General features: G+C 64.3%; 12 protein-coding genes. All 12 read right to left on the reverse strand.

Features of this window, described 5'->3' with window-relative positions; translation table 11 throughout:
• Positions 1-308 precede the first annotated feature (308 nt).
• Positions 309-1,391 (reverse strand): glycoside hydrolase family 99-like domain-containing protein, encoded by a 1,083-nt coding sequence (locus GMST_RS09945; RefSeq protein WP_183354500.1) that lies wholly within the window; start codon positions 1,389-1,391, stop codon positions 309-311.
• A gap of 12 nt (positions 1,392-1,403) precedes the next feature.
• The gene (locus tag GMST_RS09950) at positions 1,404-2,282 is read right to left on the reverse strand and encodes an FkbM family methyltransferase (RefSeq protein ID WP_183354501.1); all 879 of its coding nucleotides are present in this window, start codon (positions 2,280-2,282) and stop codon (positions 1,404-1,406) included.
• The gene (locus GMST_RS09955) at positions 2,276-3,397 is read right to left on the reverse strand and encodes a glycosyltransferase family 4 protein (protein ID WP_183354502.1); all 1,122 of its coding nucleotides are present in this window, start codon (positions 3,395-3,397) and stop codon (positions 2,276-2,278) included. Before GMST_RS09955 ends, GMST_RS09950 begins: the two co-directional genes overlap by 7 nt.
• Positions 3,394-4,569 carry a glycosyltransferase family 2 protein gene (locus GMST_RS09960; protein WP_183354503.1) on the reverse strand — a complete coding sequence of 392 codons (1,176 nt, stop codon included), beginning with the start codon at positions 4,567-4,569 and terminating at the stop codon, positions 3,394-3,396. Before GMST_RS09960 ends, GMST_RS09955 begins: the two co-directional genes overlap by 4 nt.
• 10 nt (positions 4,570-4,579) lie before the next feature.
• Positions 4,580-5,920, reverse strand: coding sequence for an O-antigen polymerase (locus tag GMST_RS09965; RefSeq protein WP_183354504.1), 1,341 nt, complete (start codon positions 5,918-5,920; stop codon positions 4,580-4,582).
• 19 nt (positions 5,921-5,939) lie between these two features.
• Positions 5,940-6,614, reverse strand: coding sequence for a class I SAM-dependent methyltransferase (locus GMST_RS09970; RefSeq protein WP_183354505.1), 675 nt, complete (start codon positions 6,612-6,614; stop codon positions 5,940-5,942).
• An 18-nt stretch (positions 6,615-6,632) separates the two neighbouring features.
• Positions 6,633-8,012: a flippase gene (locus GMST_RS09975; RefSeq protein WP_183354506.1), complete on the reverse strand. Its 1,380-nt coding sequence runs from the start codon at positions 8,010-8,012 to the stop codon at positions 6,633-6,635.
• Between the two features lie 3 nt (positions 8,013-8,015).
• Positions 8,016-9,212 (reverse strand): GumC family protein, encoded by a 1,197-nt coding sequence (locus GMST_RS09980; protein WP_183354507.1) that lies wholly within the window; start codon positions 9,210-9,212, stop codon positions 8,016-8,018.
• A gap of 90 nt (positions 9,213-9,302) precedes the next feature.
• Positions 9,303-10,169, reverse strand: a complete 867-nt coding sequence (locus GMST_RS09985; protein WP_183354508.1) for a hypothetical protein — start codon at positions 10,167-10,169, stop codon at positions 9,303-9,305.
• Positions 10,170-10,214: 45 nt separating this feature from the next.
• Complete coding sequence (locus GMST_RS09990) at positions 10,215-12,356, reverse strand: SLBB domain-containing protein (RefSeq protein ID WP_183354509.1); 2,142 nt, start codon at positions 12,354-12,356, stop codon at positions 10,215-10,217.
• A 414-nt stretch (positions 12,357-12,770) separates the two neighbouring features.
• The gene (locus GMST_RS09995; RefSeq protein WP_183354510.1) at positions 12,771-13,451 is read right to left on the reverse strand and encodes an FKBP-type peptidyl-prolyl cis-trans isomerase; all 681 of its coding nucleotides are present in this window, start codon (positions 13,449-13,451) and stop codon (positions 12,771-12,773) included.
• Positions 13,452-13,545: 94 nt separating this feature from the next.
• On the reverse strand, positions 13,546-16,845 hold the full coding sequence (locus tag GMST_RS10000) for a multicopper oxidase family protein (RefSeq protein ID WP_183354511.1): 3,300 nt from the start codon (positions 16,843-16,845) through the stop codon (positions 13,546-13,548).
• Between the last annotated feature and the right edge of the window lie 30 nt (positions 16,846-16,875).

Here is a 16,875-nt window from a genome sequence, read left to right on the forward strand (position 1 = left end):
GTGGCTTGCCTGAGCACCTGCGGGAAACTGAACAGGTGCCGGCCTGCGGGGGAGAGTGGGTAATCCGGGCGGAAGAGTCAACCAGGGTTCGGGCTGTTGGCGGGAGAAACAGGTCCGGCAAGGGCGCGGGTGAGCGTCCGGGCCGTTGGTCGGTGTCAGAGGGCTTGGCAGGGGAGAGTGGGGCGCGGTATAGCTGGGAGTCAGGTTTGCCGAGAAGAAACGGCAGCCTGCGGCTCCGGACGGATGGCTTTCCGGGGCGCGCAGCGCTGCCGTTGCAGCTGCCGGTTAGGGAAGGAGTTGGAGGTGCATCATTTGGCCTTTTTGGCAGTCGTTGAGCCGAATACCTTCTTGATGGCATCCAGGTAGGCCATGCCCCATTTTTTTGTCGGCTCGATGTAGCTGCCTTCCCCGAACTCGTTCCACGATTCGATCATGACGACCTTGGGGGAGCGAGCATCGGCGTCCAGCAGCTGCTTGGCGCCGCGCAGCATGGTGACGAACTTGTCCGGCGTCGGGTTACTCCGGACCACTGCGGCGCTTCCGGACCACGGGCGGGAATCCCAGCCGGGACTTGCGGGCACGAGGTAGGTGAGGCGTTTGGCTGTCTGCCCTGCGGCGCGATATGCCTCCAGGTAGCCGCTCACCATGACGTCGTAATCTTCGGTTTTGGCCCCCTTCGACTCCACGTAATTCCATCCGGTGTAGGCATCGAACCCAACGTCAAGAAGCGTGCGCTCGAGCGCGTCGCTGGGGGGAGCGTTGGTGGTGGTCACGAAATATATGCCGGGGTAACCTCGCTCCTTTGCCTTGGCGCTTGCCCTGGCCAGGAGGGATTTGGCAGACGACCCGAAGAGCCGGGCATTGGTCTCCAACTGGTCGTAGCTGTACACGAAGATGACCGGCTTGCTCTCCAGCCGGTAATAACTCGCCTGGTTGAAATAGTTGTCCAGCCAGTAGACGACCATGTCGTCGTATTCCTTCATGACCTTTGGGACCGCGAAGTGGTTCGCCCAGAGCAGGCAGAATTTCAACGGGACTTTGCTGCTGACCCTCAGGTAGTTTTTCAGGGCGTGGTCGTACTCGGGCTTGCCGCCGTCCCAGTACCAGTCGTAGGCGAAGAAGGTGATCCCGTACTGGGAGGCCCAGGAGGCGTGCTTGGCCGCGACCCAGGGCTCCTCCTCGGGATAATAGCCCAACAAGGGCTGCCGTTCCGGCCAGGGTTTGCCGGCCGACCTTGAACCGGGGAGCCCCTTGACGTCCTTCCAGTTGATGTAGTCGCTGCGCCAGCCGGGATAGTAGTACACGCCGACATCGATGGCGTTGCCAAAGGAGGCGCTCGCCGCCAGGAGCAGCAGGCACAAAAGGGTGATGCGGGTGACGCGTGTTGCCATGATCGACCTCCGTTAGTAACAGTGCACCATTACCGGTCGCGGCGTCCGGTTGCAATTGAGGATCCCCTTGACCCGGAACCGGTACCCCAGCCCCAGCCCGTCGAGGTACTCAACCATGTGCCGGGCGTCGTCGGGATTGTGATAGGCGGCCAGGGCCAGTTTGGGCCGGAATCTGCGCAGCGTCTGTTCCGCCCCGTGCAAAAGGCCCACCTCGCCCCCTTCGATATCCGCCTTGATGAAATCGAGCTGCTGCAGATTTTCCCTGCGGCAGAAGTCGTCCAGGGTGGTCATCTCCAGAAGCCGCACCCCGGCCCGCCCGGGCTCCGCTGGCCGCTCCTCCCAAATCCTGCAGACCGTGGGGTCGGCGGGATCCTCATAGAAAAGGACCTCAGCGTTCTGCTCGCCCAGAAGGCACTGATGCAGGGATACCCGGCCCTGCTGCCGGGCGTCGGCAAATGTGCGGGCCAGGCAGCGCGAGATCGCCGCGCCGGGCTCCATGCTGTACACCTTTCCCGCCCCCTGCTCCAGGGCCTGCAGCGTGAAGTATCCCTCGCAGGCGCCGCAATCGAGCACCACGTCGCCCCGGTTCACGCTCGTTTGGTCGATGTTGAAGTAGTGGTTGTTGCCGGGTTCGAAGACCTCGAAATACATGTCCACGAGCCTCCACGGGGCTGCCCGCAGCGGCCAGTAAATGACCCGTCCGTCCAGCTCGACCCGCAGCAGTTCTCCTTCCGGGACGCACTTCATGCGCCTGTCGATCTTCCTCTTGCGCCGTCCGTACCACTTGAAGGTCTCGTGGAACACGTCGCTCCAGGTCGTCTGGGGCATCAGCTCGCTGTGCCCAAGCCGCGCCCCGATGATGCGCAGCCTGTTTCCTACCGCTTCTAACATGACAACCCTCCCTGATCCAGCGCCAACCGATACCCCTCGAGGGTCCTCTGCGCGGCCCGGTCCCAGGTGTAGTGCTCCAGGATGCGCTCACTCAGGAGCGGGTCGCTAGGGGCCTCGTAGGCCTTGATGATCGCCTCACGCAGCGATGCGACCGATCCGGGCTCGCAGTAATAGGCCTGATCGCCGAAATATTCCCGGGTGTCGCCCCGGTCGGTTATCACCAGGTTGCACCCCTGTGCCCCGGCCTCCAGCGAGGAGAGCCCGGTGGTCTCCATCCAGCTTGCCAGGACGTGCACCTTGGCCGCGCGGTAGTAGGGCGGCAGTCCGGCGTGGTTCAGCTCGCCGATGATCCGCACGTTGGGCCCGGCCTCCCGTTTTACTTGCTCGAAGTAGGCCAGGTGGTTGGGGGCGGGTTTCCCGATCAGAACCAGCGGCCAGGGCAGGCCCTTCATGGCGCGCACCAGGGTGAGCTGCCCCTTCAGCCCGTCGATACGGGCGACGCTCAGGACGCAGCGGCGGTCCTCGCCGTTTGGCGCTGCACCCACCGGGGGCGGACCGAACAGCTCGTGGTCCACCGCGTTGGGCACCACCACGTAGGGCTTCAGGCGCAGATACGGCAAGTCAAGCCGTGCTCTGGCCATTTCCGACTCGGAGTTGGGCAACAGGACGCCCGCCAGCTCGACGACCCGCCGTTGCAGGGTGCCGTATCCCTTCAGGAGCAGGTGGGCGGTACCCCGGTTCAGCTCGCTGTTGCGGAGCGCGCGGGCCAGGATTTTCAGGTACTCGACCTTTCCCGGCCCCAGGCGGCGTGCCAGCCAGCCTGCCACTCCCCCCCGGGCGCAGCGCTCGTAGTCCCGGTAACTGACGTAGATGGGCGACAGCACCAGGGCGCGGCCCCGGCGACGGGCGTTGCGCGCCTGCAGGTAGAGCTCCTGGGGGCGCGTCAGGTTGAAGAGGTGCACCAGGTCGTATCCGGTGAGATCCGGCTCCAGTTCGGTGCTGATGGTGGCGTGGCAGCCCGCTCTTTCCAGCGCTGCTGCGGTTTGGCGCATCTGGACCGTGTCCCCGCCGGGCACGCTAAAGAGCGTCGTCCTCGACTGCAGCAGCACTCTCATGACGGCTCCCTTCCGGGCAGCAGCGCCTCGCTGCCGCCGGTCCCCGCGCCGGAGGGTGCCAAAAGGGCTCCTGCGGCCAGCTCCAGGCAGGCGCGCCAGTAGCGGGCCCGCGCTCGCATGAGTCCGCGCTCGGAACTGGAGACCAGGCGGGCCCGCAGGGACCAGTGCGCGATGCCGTACAGGGAGCGCACCAGGTATCCGGCGGCCACCAGGCGGAACGCCCCGGGGGAGAAATGCTTCGCGTAGTACTTGAACAGGCTCTCGGTGAAGCGACGGTTCAGCGGTTCGCCGCTTGTGCCGGAACTGCCGCCTCCCTTGTGGACCACCTCGGATTGCGGCACATAGTAACTGTCCCACCCCTGCCGCCTCAGGCGCAGGCACCAGTCGGTCTCCTCCGCATACATGAAGAAGCGCTCGTCCAACAGCCCCACCTGGGCGATGGCCCGGCTCCTGACCAGCAGGCAGGCGCCTGAAGGGTAGTCAACTGCCAGTGGCTCTGTGCAGCTCGCGTCGGGAACCACGTTGGAGCGCCTGGCCGTGCGGAACAATACCCCGGGGAGCAGCTTGTAGACCGGGAACAGGTAGGCCAGGGCGCGGCCCGGCGCAGGAAAATTGCCGTAGCAGATCTGCGGCGCGCCGTCGGGGTAGAAGAGCCGGGCCCCGCAGGCGCCGGCCCGGGGGGTTAGCTCCAGGAACCGGACCAGGTGCCCCAGTGCCTCAGCAGAGCGCATGCTGGCGTCGTTGTTGAGCAAAAGGACGTACTCGGCGCCGCGCCTTCCTGCATAGCGCAGCCCCACGTTGTTGCCCCCCGCAAATCCGAGGTTCCCGCCGCTTTGGATGATGACGAGGGGATGGGAGACACCCGTCGGCAGCTCCCCGGCCAACCGGGCCTCGCGCTCCGGGATGCCACCGGCTTCGGCGGTGGTTCTGTCGTATTCCAGGTAGGGGAGGGGCGCCGAGGCTGCGGCATGACCCGGGGGGGGCGCGGGGGCGGCGCCGCGCTCGGCCCACTCGCGTATGCGCTGCAGCGAGGCGTCCTCGGATGCGTTGTCGATGAGCACCACCTGGAAATCCCGGTAACTGCCAGCGTACAGGGACGCCAGGCAGTCCAGCGTGTCGTGCCAGCCATTCCAGTTTAGTACCAGTATGATGACTCTCGGAGTTGTTTGCATAATAGGCCCGCTAGTGGAGTCTGGGAATCGATTGGTCCGCTCCTGCGTGCAGTAAGCCCCGGCGCCGCCACAGCGAGGTACCCTCCATCCTGCAGGAGCAGAGAAAGATGATCGGATAGGACGACAGCAAAAACCAGGTAAAGCTCACCTGGGTGTACATGAAGGCATAGGGGATGAAGGTCGCCATGGAAACCAGGTATCCGTAGAAAAAGACGCTCCAGGGTGTGCCTCGTTCCCTGATGCGCAACCATGCCGTCCGGTACAATAACCCGGCCAGGAAACTGACGATCAGCACGCCGGGGAGGCCGAAGTCCAGGTAGGGTACCCCGAAAAAGGTGGAGGTCAGGGTGTAGTCCGGTTCGTTTTTCTTAAGGACCGCATTCTGGAACTGCAGTTCGGAATACGGGGTACCCGTTCCCGGGAGGTAGGCCAGCAGGTTGCCGGCCATGATGCGCCCCCCGGAATACGGCGCGAGCAGCGGCACCGTGGCGAGGTACCGGTTCAGGATCTCGTAATTGAGGGCGATGGTGAGGTAGAGCACCGACGCGTTGGCCAAAAGGCCGCGCTCCAGGCCGCTTGTCGAACTCTGTTGCCCGGTCCCGTTGTAATCGAAGCCAAAGCGCGTGACGTCGCGCAGGTACTTGACCCCCGACACGATAAAAAGGAACAAAAGTGCGACGGTAACCAGTTTCTTGAGGGTGAAGGATGCGCTGTCCAAAAGGTAATTCATGGCGATCACCGTCACGATGGGGTAGATCAGCATGCCGCGGGCCACCCAGAGCAAGAGCACCAGGAAATTCACCGCGATGACCGCCTTGAGGGTCCTGCGGGTGCCCCTGCCCAGCGACTTGCCGGTAAAGAGGATCAGGGCGCCGATGGGGATCAGGTGACCCGACAGGACGCTGAAGATGTGCAGGTAGCCGTTTTGGGAGGCCACCATCCGGGCGCGGTCGGGGTCGGCGGAGAGCATGGGAACCTGCCCGGCGATGAGAAACTGCGCCGCGTTGGTAACGAGCGCTAAGCCGGTAAGCCCCACCAGCACCTTGAGGAGCGTGGCCTCGTGCCAGCGCACCTCGAGCTCTACCGGATCAAGCGAGCTGCGGACGCCGCGCAGCGTGAAACTGCCGGCCAGGAGTGCTGCGCTGCCGGAGAGTACCAGGATGTGGGTCGAGTCGGACCAGGGGGTGATGAGGGCGGGGACCAGGCCCAGATTTGCCAGCCCCGCGCCGCACAGCATGGGTGCGGTCAGGACGACCCAGGGGAGCAGGACGGTTTTCCGCCAGGAGCCCGAGAGCATCCTGGTGCCCAGCAGTAGCAGCGCCAATAGGTAAAAGTACGAGCCGTTCAGCATGGGCACTCCCAAAGGTAGGTTAGCCCGGTGCGCCGCCCGTTCCTTTGGCGGCGACCACCAGGTACTGCACCGTCAAAAGATCGGAGAAGTATCCCAGTGTCAGGGCGTTCACTCCCCAGGCCGCCAGTCCCCATTTGCGCTGCGGCCCGGTTTGCCCCAAATGCCTGATCTGGAAGCCTGCACCCTGGAACAGATCCTCGACGGTACTGCGGACAAAGTAGCGCAGGTGGGAAGCGTCGAGGATGCCACCGTCACCATACTGCCAGCGGCCGCCAAAGAGCAGGCCCATGCTCACCTTCCAGTAGCGGACATTGGGGATGCTCGCGATCACCAGGCCGCCTTCCCGCAGCAGCAGCTTAAGTTTTGCCAGGCAGTGCCAGGGGTCCACCAGGTGCTCCAGCACGTCCCCGCACAGGATGATGTCGTAGAAGTTTTCTTCCAGCGCCCCGTCTAGGGTCTCGATGTCGCCGATCAGAAACCGGTCGATGGCGGGGTGCGACTGGCTGCCGTTCTCCGTTTTTACCAGGTCGACGCCGACCACGTAGCATCCCAGGCCGGTTTCCTTGGCCTTCACCAGGGTTTCGCCACTGCCCGCACCAATCTCCAGAATCCGATAATTGCCCAGGGCAGGAATCAACACGAGCATCTCGTCCCGGCAGTTCGAAAAGTAGCTCTCTTGTTTGTCTTGGTACATAGCGTGGCTTCCTTTGGGTTACTTGAAGATGCCGACCGCTGCAGCCGCGAGGGCACTCCTGGTAGCCGCTTCACCCGACACCCGGTTTCTCGGGATCATCCACTGCGCCAGGCGGTGCAAGACGCAGGTGTCGATCACCACCCGGGCCAGGTAGGCCAGGGCGACCCCGCCGATCCCCAGGTTCCGGGCCAGAGTCCAGAGCAGCATCAGGTAGAGCGGTAACTCCAGCAGGTGCAGCTTGGCGGTGAGGTCTGGGCGGCCCATGGCCTGGAGGGCGCTGTAGGGGACCTGACCGATCGCGTTCACCAGCGTGGCGACGGCCAGTATCCTGAAGACCGGCGTGCTCTGGGCCGCGAACTTCGGTCCGATCCAGGCGTTCAGGAAGGGGTGGGCGACCGCGGCCAGAGCGAGGCAGACGGGGGTCATCACCAAAACGACGCAGCCCAAGGTCTTCCGGTACAGCGCGACGAACCTGGGGCCGTCGGTGCTGAAGGAGGCGCTCAGGGCGGGGAACATGACACACAGCAGGCTGCCGGGAATGACCGCCAGGCGTGCCACGAAGTCGTAGGGGGTCGCGTAGTACGCCACGGCGGACATGCTGAGCAACCCGCCGATCAGAAAGCGATCCAGGTAGGTCATCAGGGGGCCCACGATGTTGGTGACCGTGAGCCAGCCTCCAAACCCGAGCAGCTGCCTGACATAGGCCCGGCCGGGCCACCGGGGCTGTCGCAAGCCGGGGACCGATCCGAGGCAAAGGCAGGCATAGGAGCCGAATTCCAGCAGTCGCATCCCCAAAAGGGCCACGGTAATGGGGTAGAGGTCAGGGGCGGTCAGCGACACCAGAAGGGGGGCCGCATACAACAGCGAGCTTACCGGGATGCGTACCAGGTTGATGGCGATGAAGCGCTGCTGGGCCTCCAGTACCCCGCGCAGCCCTGCGCTACCCAAGACCCAGGGGAGCGCCGCCGCAATGAGGTAAAAGGACCGGGTGGCCTCGGCGCGCAGGCCGGCAGGGATGTTGAACAGGTGAGACACCAAAAGCGGGTTGACGAGGGCGAGCAGCAGGGCGCCGGCCAAGCCTAGGGCGAAGAGCATGCCCAGTGAGGACCATACCAGTTTGGGCAGGGCGTCGGTTTCCCGCCGGGCCAGGTTTTCGGCGACGAACTTGGTGGTCGCGCGACCGACCCCCAGGTCGAAAAGACTGAAATAACCGACCGCGAGCCAGATCAGCGTCAAGACGCCGAAACGCTCGGTCCCTAGGTTCCCGATCAGGGCAGGAATGGCCAGGAAGGCCACCAGCAGTGGCACCAGCGATCCCGCCAGGTTGATGATCGTATTGCGTGCCAGCACCCGGCCGCCGGTCAGGGCAGGCTCTTTCAGCTCAACTGATTCGTTCATGGCTTACCCGCCCAGTGACGCGTACTGCTTCAGTTTTTCCAGCCGCTGCCGGTTTCCCGGCTGACGGAACATGGTTTCCCGCTTTTCCAGGAAAAAAGCGAGCAGGATCGAGAACAGCAGGCTTGCGCACCCGAAAACCGCGAGCAGCGACGCCATCTTGGGCTTCACGCTCTTCTCGGGCACAACCGCCGGGTCGATGACCTGGATCACGGCGGCTTCCCGTGCCTCGTCGAGTCTCGCCACCTCGTACTGCTTGAGGAGCATCTCGAAGAGGGCCTCGTTGAACTTCAGGTCCCTGAGTTTGCGCAGGTACTCGGTGCCGACCGAGGGCATGCGCCCGGCCGGCATCAGGGGGTCGCTGCCGCTCCCGGTTTTGGATTCCAGCTTGGCCAGCTGGGCCTTCATGCCGTCCAGGGTCTCCTCGGCCTTCTGCAGGTCGGGATTGCTCGGCTTGGCGTAGGTCTTCACCACTCTCAGCTCCACTTCCTTGGAGGCGATTTCCGCCCGCAACTGGGCGATGTTCTTGATGACCGCCTTGACCTGCTCGTCGACCTGCAGGGTGCCGGTGCGTTCCTGGAACCCCCGGACCCCTTCCTCCGCCTTGGTAAGCGATTCCCGGGAGCCCTTTAACTGGTCTTCGAAAAAGAGCCTGCGCTGCGCCGCTTCGGTCACCGCGAGCCCCTTGGTCAACCATCTAAGCTCCGTCACGAAGGCGTTTGCCAGGTCGGCTGCCTGCTGCGCTTCCCGGTCCTCCACTGCGATGACGATGACGTTGCTCTTGGCGTCAGCCTGGACCCTGAGGTTCTTGGTGAGCTTTTTCCGGGCCGCTTCGAAGGTCTCTTCGTGGTAGCGCTTTTTGAGGTCGAAGCGCTTGATGATGTTGTCCAATACGCTCCTGCTTTGCAGCATCCCCAGGTACAGGTCGGTCTGGCTGTTGCCGCTTAAAACGCCGCTCAAGCCCGTCAAGCTGCTTCCGACCTGGCTCAATAGCTGGGACGCCATCCCCGCGCTCCCCTGTTGAGGGGGCAGGATCCTGGTTTCGGCACGGTAGCTCTTGGGGAGCGTGAGTCCCAAAAGCGCCGCGAAGGCGAGACAGGAGAACGTCACCCCCAGGATGAGTCGTTTCCATTTCAGCAAAACGATCAGGTAGTCGAGCAGGTTGATTTCATCCTCTGCGTGTTCCAACCGTTCAGCCGGCAAGGTGTTCTCCTTGTAATACCTGAATGCTCGTCATCGACGCCCGGTGGTGTCAGCTGGACGCTGCCGCTCGTCCGGTGCCCGGTCGGTGGGTTACTGCTTCTCGATAACCTCGAGCCCGTTCCAGAGGTTCTTTCTGATCCCTTTCCCGGTGTCGATGGAGAACAGTGGAGCGGTGAGGATGCGCCCCTGTACCGCGCGTCCCGAGACGGTGGTGATGTCGTAGAGGCGCCAGTCCGATTGGTTCGCCGTCTGGCCGACCGGCAGGGGAGGGCGCGCACCCGGGTGTACGACGGCGGGCTGGATGCGTAGCAGGTCACGGATAGGCAGTTCCACCTCCTCGCCCCCCGCAGTCAGCACCATGATGGCGTCGTCGGGGCGGTACAGGTTGAGCCCTACCACGGTGCCGATGATGCTCTCACCCTCGACGCTGGAGCGGACACGGCTCCCTATGGTGAGGCCGGGAGCGGAGGAAACCTGGCCCGCCTCGATGGAAGCGATCACGCGCAAAAGGAAGCTCTGCCGTCTGCCGCCTGCCTCCACCTCGAAGCTCGGCCCGTTCAACAGGACCCCTTCGATGCTCTGCCCCTGGAGCATCTCGAAGCGCAGGATGTTGCTGGTCAGGTGCCGGGGGATGTCCGCCTGCGCGGGGGTGACGAGCATGGTCTCCCCGGTGGGCAGAATGCGCCGCACGTCCCTGAGTCGCACCAGGCGGTTGCCCGATTTGGGCGTTATGACGGTCAGGGTGTCGGTGTCGGGTACGATCCGCGTCAGGGTCCCCTCCACGCGCTGGTTCTTCTTCTTGATGATGACCGGCTTGCCGATCTCGATGCCGTCGGCCCAGGACGGGACAGCCCACAGGCAGAGGGCGGTGCAGAGCAGTCGCGCGACGAGCCGGGCCGGGGCACGCCGGTTGCGGGGTGCGATTCCAACGGCGGGTAGGGCGGTATCGGCTGGCATGGCGGGTCCTCCTTCGGGTGCTCCGGTTGACTGAAGCGTGCTGTCCTAGAATATGGTCACCAGGACCCCCGCGGAGACGGCGATCTGGAACAGGATCTGGGTGATGTCCTTCAGGTTGCGCATCCAGGCCACGCGCTCGATCTTCTCGGGGACCACCACCGTATCCCCGGAGCCCAGGCGGGCCCCCGAGCTGAAGAAGCCGCCGCCTGCCTTGAGCGCGGTGCCGTTGGCCTGCAGGATGAACGTGTTGCCCGGGTCGGCGTTGGGCGTCGCGCCGCCGGCCAGTTCGACGTAATAGCCGCTGTCCCGGTCCTTTTCGTAGACGAAGGCGCTCTGGTTGTAGACCGAGCCGATCACCTGCACGGTTTTGGGGTCCGACGGGATGGTGATGGTGTCGCCCTGCTCCAGTTCGATGTCGTAGGCGGAGCCGCGCAAACTGGAAAGCTCCGTGATATTGAGGGCGATGCGTCCCTTGGCCCGGACGGTTTTCAGCTGCTCGATGAACTGCCGCTTCTGCTCCAGTTCCAGCTGCACCAGCTTGGCTTCCTCGGCGTTCGCCGAGGTGGCCACCTGTGCGGTCCCGGAACCGCTCAACTCCCGCTGCAGCCGTTCCACCATCTCGTTGATCTGGCGCTGCTGCTGCTCCTGCACCCTTTCCCGGGAAAACTGGGCGCCGCGCAGGTAGGCCCGGCCGGTAAACCCGCCGGCCCGCTCGATCAGCGAGGAGAGCGTCTCCCCCTTTTTGAAGGTGTAGGTGCCGGGGAAGAGCACCTCGCCGTTGAGCGTTATGGTCCGGTACAGGCTCCATTCCGGGACGGTGCGCACCTGCAGGTAATCGTTCAGGCGCAGCGCCACGTTGTGCTTGGGGTCACCCGCCTGGGCCTTGACCAGGTCGACCTGGAAGCGCTCGGTCTGCGGGCCGGCCTGGGACGCCGTCACCCGGGTCACCTCGGCCTGGTCGAAGGTGTTGTAAAGCAGTCCCCCCGCCCGTGCGATGAGCTCCTTGACCGTGGTCACGCCGGAGTTAACCCCGTACTCGCCGGGGCGGGCCACCGCGCCGGCGATGGTGACGGTATTGGCCGTGTCGGTTACGGTGAAGATCTGGGCCAGGTCTCCGTCCTGCAGCAGGAAGTTCTTTGCCGGGTTCTGTTCGATGTCGCGCAGGTCGCCTTCGAACAGAACCCGGAAACTGTGCTCCTCGACCCGCTGCATCTGCAGCCGCCCGGTGAAGGCGATGCCCGTGATGCCGCCTGCCATCCTGATCAGGTCGAGCAGCCTGGTCTCCCCCTTCAGCTCGTAGATGGCGGGAGTCCTGACGGTCCCCGCGATGCCGACCAGGGGGCCCACCGGCGGGATGAAGATCACGTCCTCGGGCATGAGCCGGATATCCCGGGACTTGTCCCCCTTGAGCAGGAAGTCGTAGAGATCGAAGGTGGCCACGGTGCGGCCGTTTCTCTTGACCTGGATGTCGCGCATCGACCCGGTCTTGGAGGGTCCGCCCCCCTCGAACAGGGCGTTGATGATGCTGGAGAGCGAGGAGACGGTGTAGGCCCCCGGCCTGCGCGCGTTGCCCACCAGATAGACCTGGATGCTGCGCAAGGCACCCATGCTCACGTTCATTTCGAAGCCGGAGTAGTATTTGGCGAAGCGGTTGTGCAACAGTTCCTTCAGTTCCCGAAAGCTCAATCCGGTCACCCCGAAGACTCCGGTCTTGGGGAGGCTTATGGTGCCGTCGTTACTGACGACCACGCTCCAATTCCCTTCGACACGGCCCCAGACCTCGATCCTGATCTCGTCTCCGGGGCCGACCACGTAATCCGGGCCCACCGGCACCTGGGTGACCGGGGCGAAGGTGGAGGGGGGCCTCTGGAAGAGGTCGTAGCCGAACTGGCCGATTTCGAGGGCTGCGGGTCCCTTGCCGGTGGCGTATTTTTCGAACGCGGAGCGCTCCGCGGGCTCGCGAGACGCTTCGGTTGGGGGCAGCGAGGCGATTGGTCCGGGGCTCGGGCTGGCAGCCTTCGATTCCGGCTTGCCGGACTGGGCGGGGGCGCTGCCCGCCGCTCCGGCTGAGGCGCCCGGCGCCTGCCCTGTGCTGGCGCAGGCAGTAAGCGGGATGAGGAGCATCGCCAGGAGCAGAGTGGCGACAGTCACCAGGGAAGGGTGTCTTTTCACGACGGGTTGCAGCATAGAGATCGTCCCGATGGAGGAATGGCTGAGTGCATTGGCCCTGCATCCCTATGTGCAGGTATGATTCACATAGGGATGCGGCGGATTGTAAGAGAGAATTCCGTTAACGATTTTGTGTCGTGGGGGGGCCCGTTATGCTGAAGAAGTATAGCTGGACCTAATCCTTTCTAGAATCGGCGCGTGTCCGATATTGGAATAAGCGGTTTTTATTCAGAGATGAGAGTTCGTCCTATGGATTATCTGCGCGAGGTCGTTGCGGAGGGAATAGAATCCGGCGGGTTAACGGTGAGCCGGGAGGTAGGGAGCCTGCCTCCACGGTTGCCGTACTTGGCGCCCGGCCGCCATGTTCCAAGCAGAACTTGGAGGGATCGGCACCGGGTACAGGGTACCCGGTGCCCCGATTTCTTGAGCCGATTAGTCTAGAGGTTTGTTTTTCTTGACCTCAAGCAGCTCCACCTCGAAGGCCAGCGGGGTACCCGGCAGGATCACATTGGTCACCCCGGCCTCCCCGTAGGCGAGCGTCGCCGGGCAGACCAGCCTGGCCTTGCCGCCCGCCTTCATCTTCTGCAGCCCCTCTTTCCAGCAGGGGATCATGCCGTCCAGGCGGAACTCCGCCGGGGTGCCGCGCTGGTATGAGCTGTCGAACTCCTCCCCGGTCGGGAAGGTACCGCGGTACTGCACCTTTACCATATCGGCGGGGCCCGGCGTGGCACCGCTCCCCTCGGCCCGTGCCAGGTAGATCAGCCCAGAGTCGGTTTTCAGGGCGCCCTTTTCCCGGGCGGCCTTTTCGAGGAACTCCCGGTTCAGCGGTTCCTGCCGTTCGACCTGGGCCTTGACCCGGGCCCGGGCCAATTGCTGCATCCTTTCGCCGTAGGCGGACATTTCCACCCGGGGCTTGCTCCCCGTGACCCCGTCGCTCATCCCCTGTTTGACGATCTCGAGTTCGGCCGGGGTGAGGTTGAATGCGGTGAGCTGACGGGATACCACGAGGCCCACGGCATAGAGGGTGTTTTCGTCATCGTTTTTTGGGCCCTCCTGGGCCAAGGCGGGAGTGGCGAAAAGGACAATCAGTGCGGCAAGCGCAAATCTGTTCATGGATTAGGTTCCTTTTGGGCTAAGGGGGGGGGGAAGAGAAGGTGCGTCCCCTACGAGCGGCGTACCTTCTTGAATTACCGCAGTTCTTCAAGGATTACCATTTGCCGACGACTGGCTTGTCCCCGGGGATGCCGAAGGCGAAGATCGCGTCGGTGAGGGGAGTCCAGGCCCCGTTGCCGGTCAGATTCAGATACCACTGGCCGTTTCTGAAGACGCCGAGCTTGGTTTTGCCGCTGGCGTTCCAGTCTCCGGTAACCGGAATGTCGCCCGGAATGCCGAAGTTGTAGATGACATCCGTGGCGGGCGTCCAGCTGCCGTTGCCGGTCAGGTTCAGGTACCATTGCCCGTTTCTGAAGACACCGATCTTGGTTTTCCCGGTTCCGTTCCAGTCGCCGGTCACCGGGATGTCCCCGGCAATGCCGAAGTCGTAGATGACGTCCGTTGCCGCATTCCAGATGCCGTTACCGTCCAGGTCCAGATACCATTGATGGTTTCTGAAGACGCCGATCTTGGTGGCCCCGTTGCCGGTCCAGTCCCCGACCACCGGGACGTCTCCCGCGATGCCAAAGAAGAAGGTTTCGCCCGGATCGAGCGTGTTGTTGCCGTTTAAGTCCAGCCACCAGGTTCCGTTGCCTTTGTAGGCGCCTGCTTTGGAGGTGCCGTCCCCGGTCCAGTCGCCGCTGATCGGGGTGTCCCCGGCGGCGCCGAAGGTTAGGATCTGGTCGTTGGGAAGATTAAAGGCATGGTTGCCGTCGCTATCGAGATACCACTGCCCGGCGCCGCGGAACACGCCGAGACGGTCGTTGGGCTTAAGGATAAGCGGCCGCATCAGGTCGAATTCCTCGTGCCCCAGGATATGGCAGTGCCAGACGTACTCCCAGCCGAAGTTGGTCTGCGGGTTCATGGCCGACACCGGTATGGTGACGTCCAGGGGGCGCATGCTGTCGGGAATGGTGAAGGGGAGGATGGGTGCGGTCGGCCGCATGGCGACGACGATGTCCTCCATCGGGTTCATGCGTACCGTCTCCTTCCATCCCATCTCGCTCGGGTCGGGCGCGCTGATGGAGCCGTCCCAGGCGACGCGGTTCACCACCTGGACGTCGGTCAGGTGGAAGTGGATGGGATGGGAATCGATTCCGTTGTGGGTGACCTTCCAGAGCTGGACCTGACCGTTGCCGATGGTCTCGGTTGCGGGGGCGATGTAGGGAAGCGGCACCGCGGGGGTGAGCCCGTTGGGCGCCTCGGTGCCCAGCATGGCGCTGATCCGGCCGTAGGTGGGGTCAAAGCCCTCGTTGATCGATTTCCCCTTGAAGGGGACCGACGCGCCGGCAACGGTCAGTGCGGTGTCGGTCAGCTTCGCGTAGGTGGCCGCCGGCACGATGTGGGCCGGTTGGCCTGCCGTGTAGGCGGTTGCCAGCTTGGCCGGCAGGGTAGTGAGGTTCACCGTGGTGACCGGCGCCGTGGCGGGGGTCGCAGTTACCCGGAACTGCATGATGGTCCGGGTGTTGGGGCCGAAACCGGCCAGGGTGGTCGGCGACCCGCCGCTTAGGGTCTGGTCCGGGTTGCCCGTGTAGTAGTCGTAGCGCGGGTCGCCGCCGGGCAGTGCCGCCGGGGCGTCGTTGTAGAGGATGACGGTGGAACCCGGGGCCAGGGTCGAGAAGTCGATGAGCACGTCGGCCCGCTCGGCCGGCATCATGAGCAGCGTCTTGTTGGCGACACGCCCCGCCGGGTCGAAGGTGATCGGCTGGTTGGCAAGCACGACCGGCGCGGGCAATAGACCGCTCTCGGTTCCGATCTGGACCATCTGCGGCCCGGCGTAGAGCGGATCCGGTACTCCGCCATCCCGGCCGTCGGTGGGCCAGGTTGCCGGGAAGCAGCCAACCGGTGTGGCCGGAGGCACTGCGGCCGGATCACAGGTGCAGTTGGTGGTGACCAGCGCGCTGCAGAGCTGGCGCGGGATGGCCGGGACCATCTTCACCTCGGTGCAGCTCCCCGCGGCAGTGGCGGCGCCGGCGCAGACGGTGCCGGCTGCCGTTGACCCATAGTAGAGCTGCAGGTTGAAGGAGCGGTCGTTGGCCGCGTTCAGCAAACGGAACCGGTAGGCCTTGGGCTCGACGGTGACGAAGGGGTAGGCGGTGCCGTTTACCACCGGCGTGTCCATGAATGCCTCGGGGACCGTGGAGAGCGCAGGAAGAGTGGGGCTGGTGGCGGGTGAGGGGGGCCAGACCAACGGGCCGTAATCCCAGCGCCCGGTCGGCACCAGGCCGCCTGCAGCCGACTGGTTGGGTTCATAGACGTGCGGGAACCAGAGGTCTCCCGGCGCTCCCCAGGAGGCGGTGTTCCACAGGGCGTCCTGGACCGCTACGTCGGAGGGGACGAAGGTTTTGTCCTGGATCACCAGCGGGATCCCGTACTTGTATTCGCAGAGTACCGAAGGGGTGGTCTGGCTGCCGGCGCAGATGTTGGGGATGTCCCGTGCGGCGATCAGGGCCTCCTCCTGCGGGTCGGTGATCAGGTAGCCCGCCGCCTCGCCGGCATAGACGTTGAGACGGGTGATGCCGTAACTGTGGTCGTGATAGAACATCATCCTGCCGCTTTGCTGGTTGGTGTAGAAGTAGGTTCCCAGGCCGTCGCCGGGAGCGGGAGCGGGGATCGACTTGCCCGCGCCGATCATGTCGGGCACGTTCTGGAAGGCGAGCCCCTTCTTGTAGCTGGTCGGGTCGGCCGCCGGGGTGATCCACTGGTGTGGCGTGCCGTCGCTGATCCAGGGGGTGTGGCCGCCGTGCAGATGGAGGTCGGCACGGTTTTGCGGATAGAGCTCCGTGGTTCCCAGGCCGCCGGTGCCGGCTCCCATGACCGTGGTATCCACCGGGAGGAACAGGTTGCCCAGGGCACCCGTACCCAGGAGGTTTTCAAACAGGATGCGCACCGGCTTGTCTTTGGTGGCGAGGATCAGGGGCCCGAGGTAATGCGGGCTCTGCAGCTTGAGGTCCGTGGCGTTGACCTGGTTGTAACCCCTGAGCCTGGTCGCCTTTGCTAGGTCCGTGTGCATCTTCTGGGTGTAGTCCTTGACGCCGATCACGTAGTAGTCCGACCCGGGATAGGTCAGGGTGTCCGGCTGGGCGATCGGTATGTAGGCGCCCAGGGCATTTTCGTTACAGGTACCGGTTCCTGCCGGGGCGCTTACCGTGCACCCCGGGAGTCCCGCTCCGGGGAGCTTGTCGACGAACTTCCTGAGGGCCGTGCCGGTGTTGTGGACCACCGCGCCGACCGTATAGCTCCCCTGTGGGCTGTTGGCGTAGTAGGTGCCGCCGCCCGGCCCCGCGTGGGCTGAGTTGCCGACGGCCAGTGCCAATAAAAGCTGTGACGTGGTAATGAGTCGTGCCTTGTGCATGGTTTCCTCCTGAGGGGGGTAATGTGCAGT

It is taken from the genome of Geomonas silvestris, assembly GCF_014193515.1.
Taxonomy (GTDB): domain Bacteria; phylum Desulfobacterota; class Desulfuromonadia; order Geobacterales; family Geobacteraceae; genus Geomonas; species Geomonas silvestris.

What these genes read in the sequence shown, in the direction of transcription:
- GMST_RS09995 (WP_183354510.1), bottom strand. Translation starts at nt 13,451, where the DNA reads ATGAACAGATTTGCGCTTGCCGCACTGATTGTCCTTTTCGCCACTCCC.
- GMST_RS09945 (WP_183354500.1), bottom strand. Translation starts at nt 1,391, where the DNA reads ATGGCAACACGCGTCACCCGCATCACCCTTTTGTGCCTGCTGCTCCTG.
- GMST_RS09960 (WP_183354503.1), bottom strand. Translation starts at nt 4,569, where the DNA reads ATGCAAACAACTCCGAGAGTCATCATACTGGTACTAAACTGGAATGGC.
- GMST_RS09990 (WP_183354509.1), bottom strand. Translation starts at nt 12,356, where the DNA reads ATGCTGCAACCCGTCGTGAAAAGACACCCTTCCCTGGTGACTGTCGCC.
- GMST_RS09985 (WP_183354508.1), bottom strand. Translation starts at nt 10,169, where the DNA reads ATGCCAGCCGATACCGCCCTACCCGCCGTTGGAATCGCACCCCGCAAC.
- GMST_RS09975 (WP_183354506.1), bottom strand. Translation starts at nt 8,012, where the DNA reads ATGAACGAATCAGTTGAGCTGAAAGAGCCTGCCCTGACCGGCGGCCGG.
- GMST_RS09965 (WP_183354504.1), bottom strand. Translation starts at nt 5,920, where the DNA reads ATGCTGAACGGCTCGTACTTTTACCTATTGGCGCTGCTACTGCTGGGC.
- GMST_RS09970 (WP_183354505.1), bottom strand. Translation starts at nt 6,614, where the DNA reads ATGTACCAAGACAAACAAGAGAGCTACTTTTCGAACTGCCGGGACGAG.
- GMST_RS10000 (WP_183354511.1), bottom strand. Translation starts at nt 16,845, where the DNA reads ATGCACAAGGCACGACTCATTACCACGTCACAGCTTTTATTGGCACTG.
- GMST_RS09950 (WP_183354501.1), bottom strand. Translation starts at nt 2,282, where the DNA reads ATGTTAGAAGCGGTAGGAAACAGGCTGCGCATCATCGGGGCGCGGCTT.
- GMST_RS09955 (WP_183354502.1), bottom strand. Translation starts at nt 3,397, where the DNA reads ATGAGAGTGCTGCTGCAGTCGAGGACGACGCTCTTTAGCGTGCCCGGC.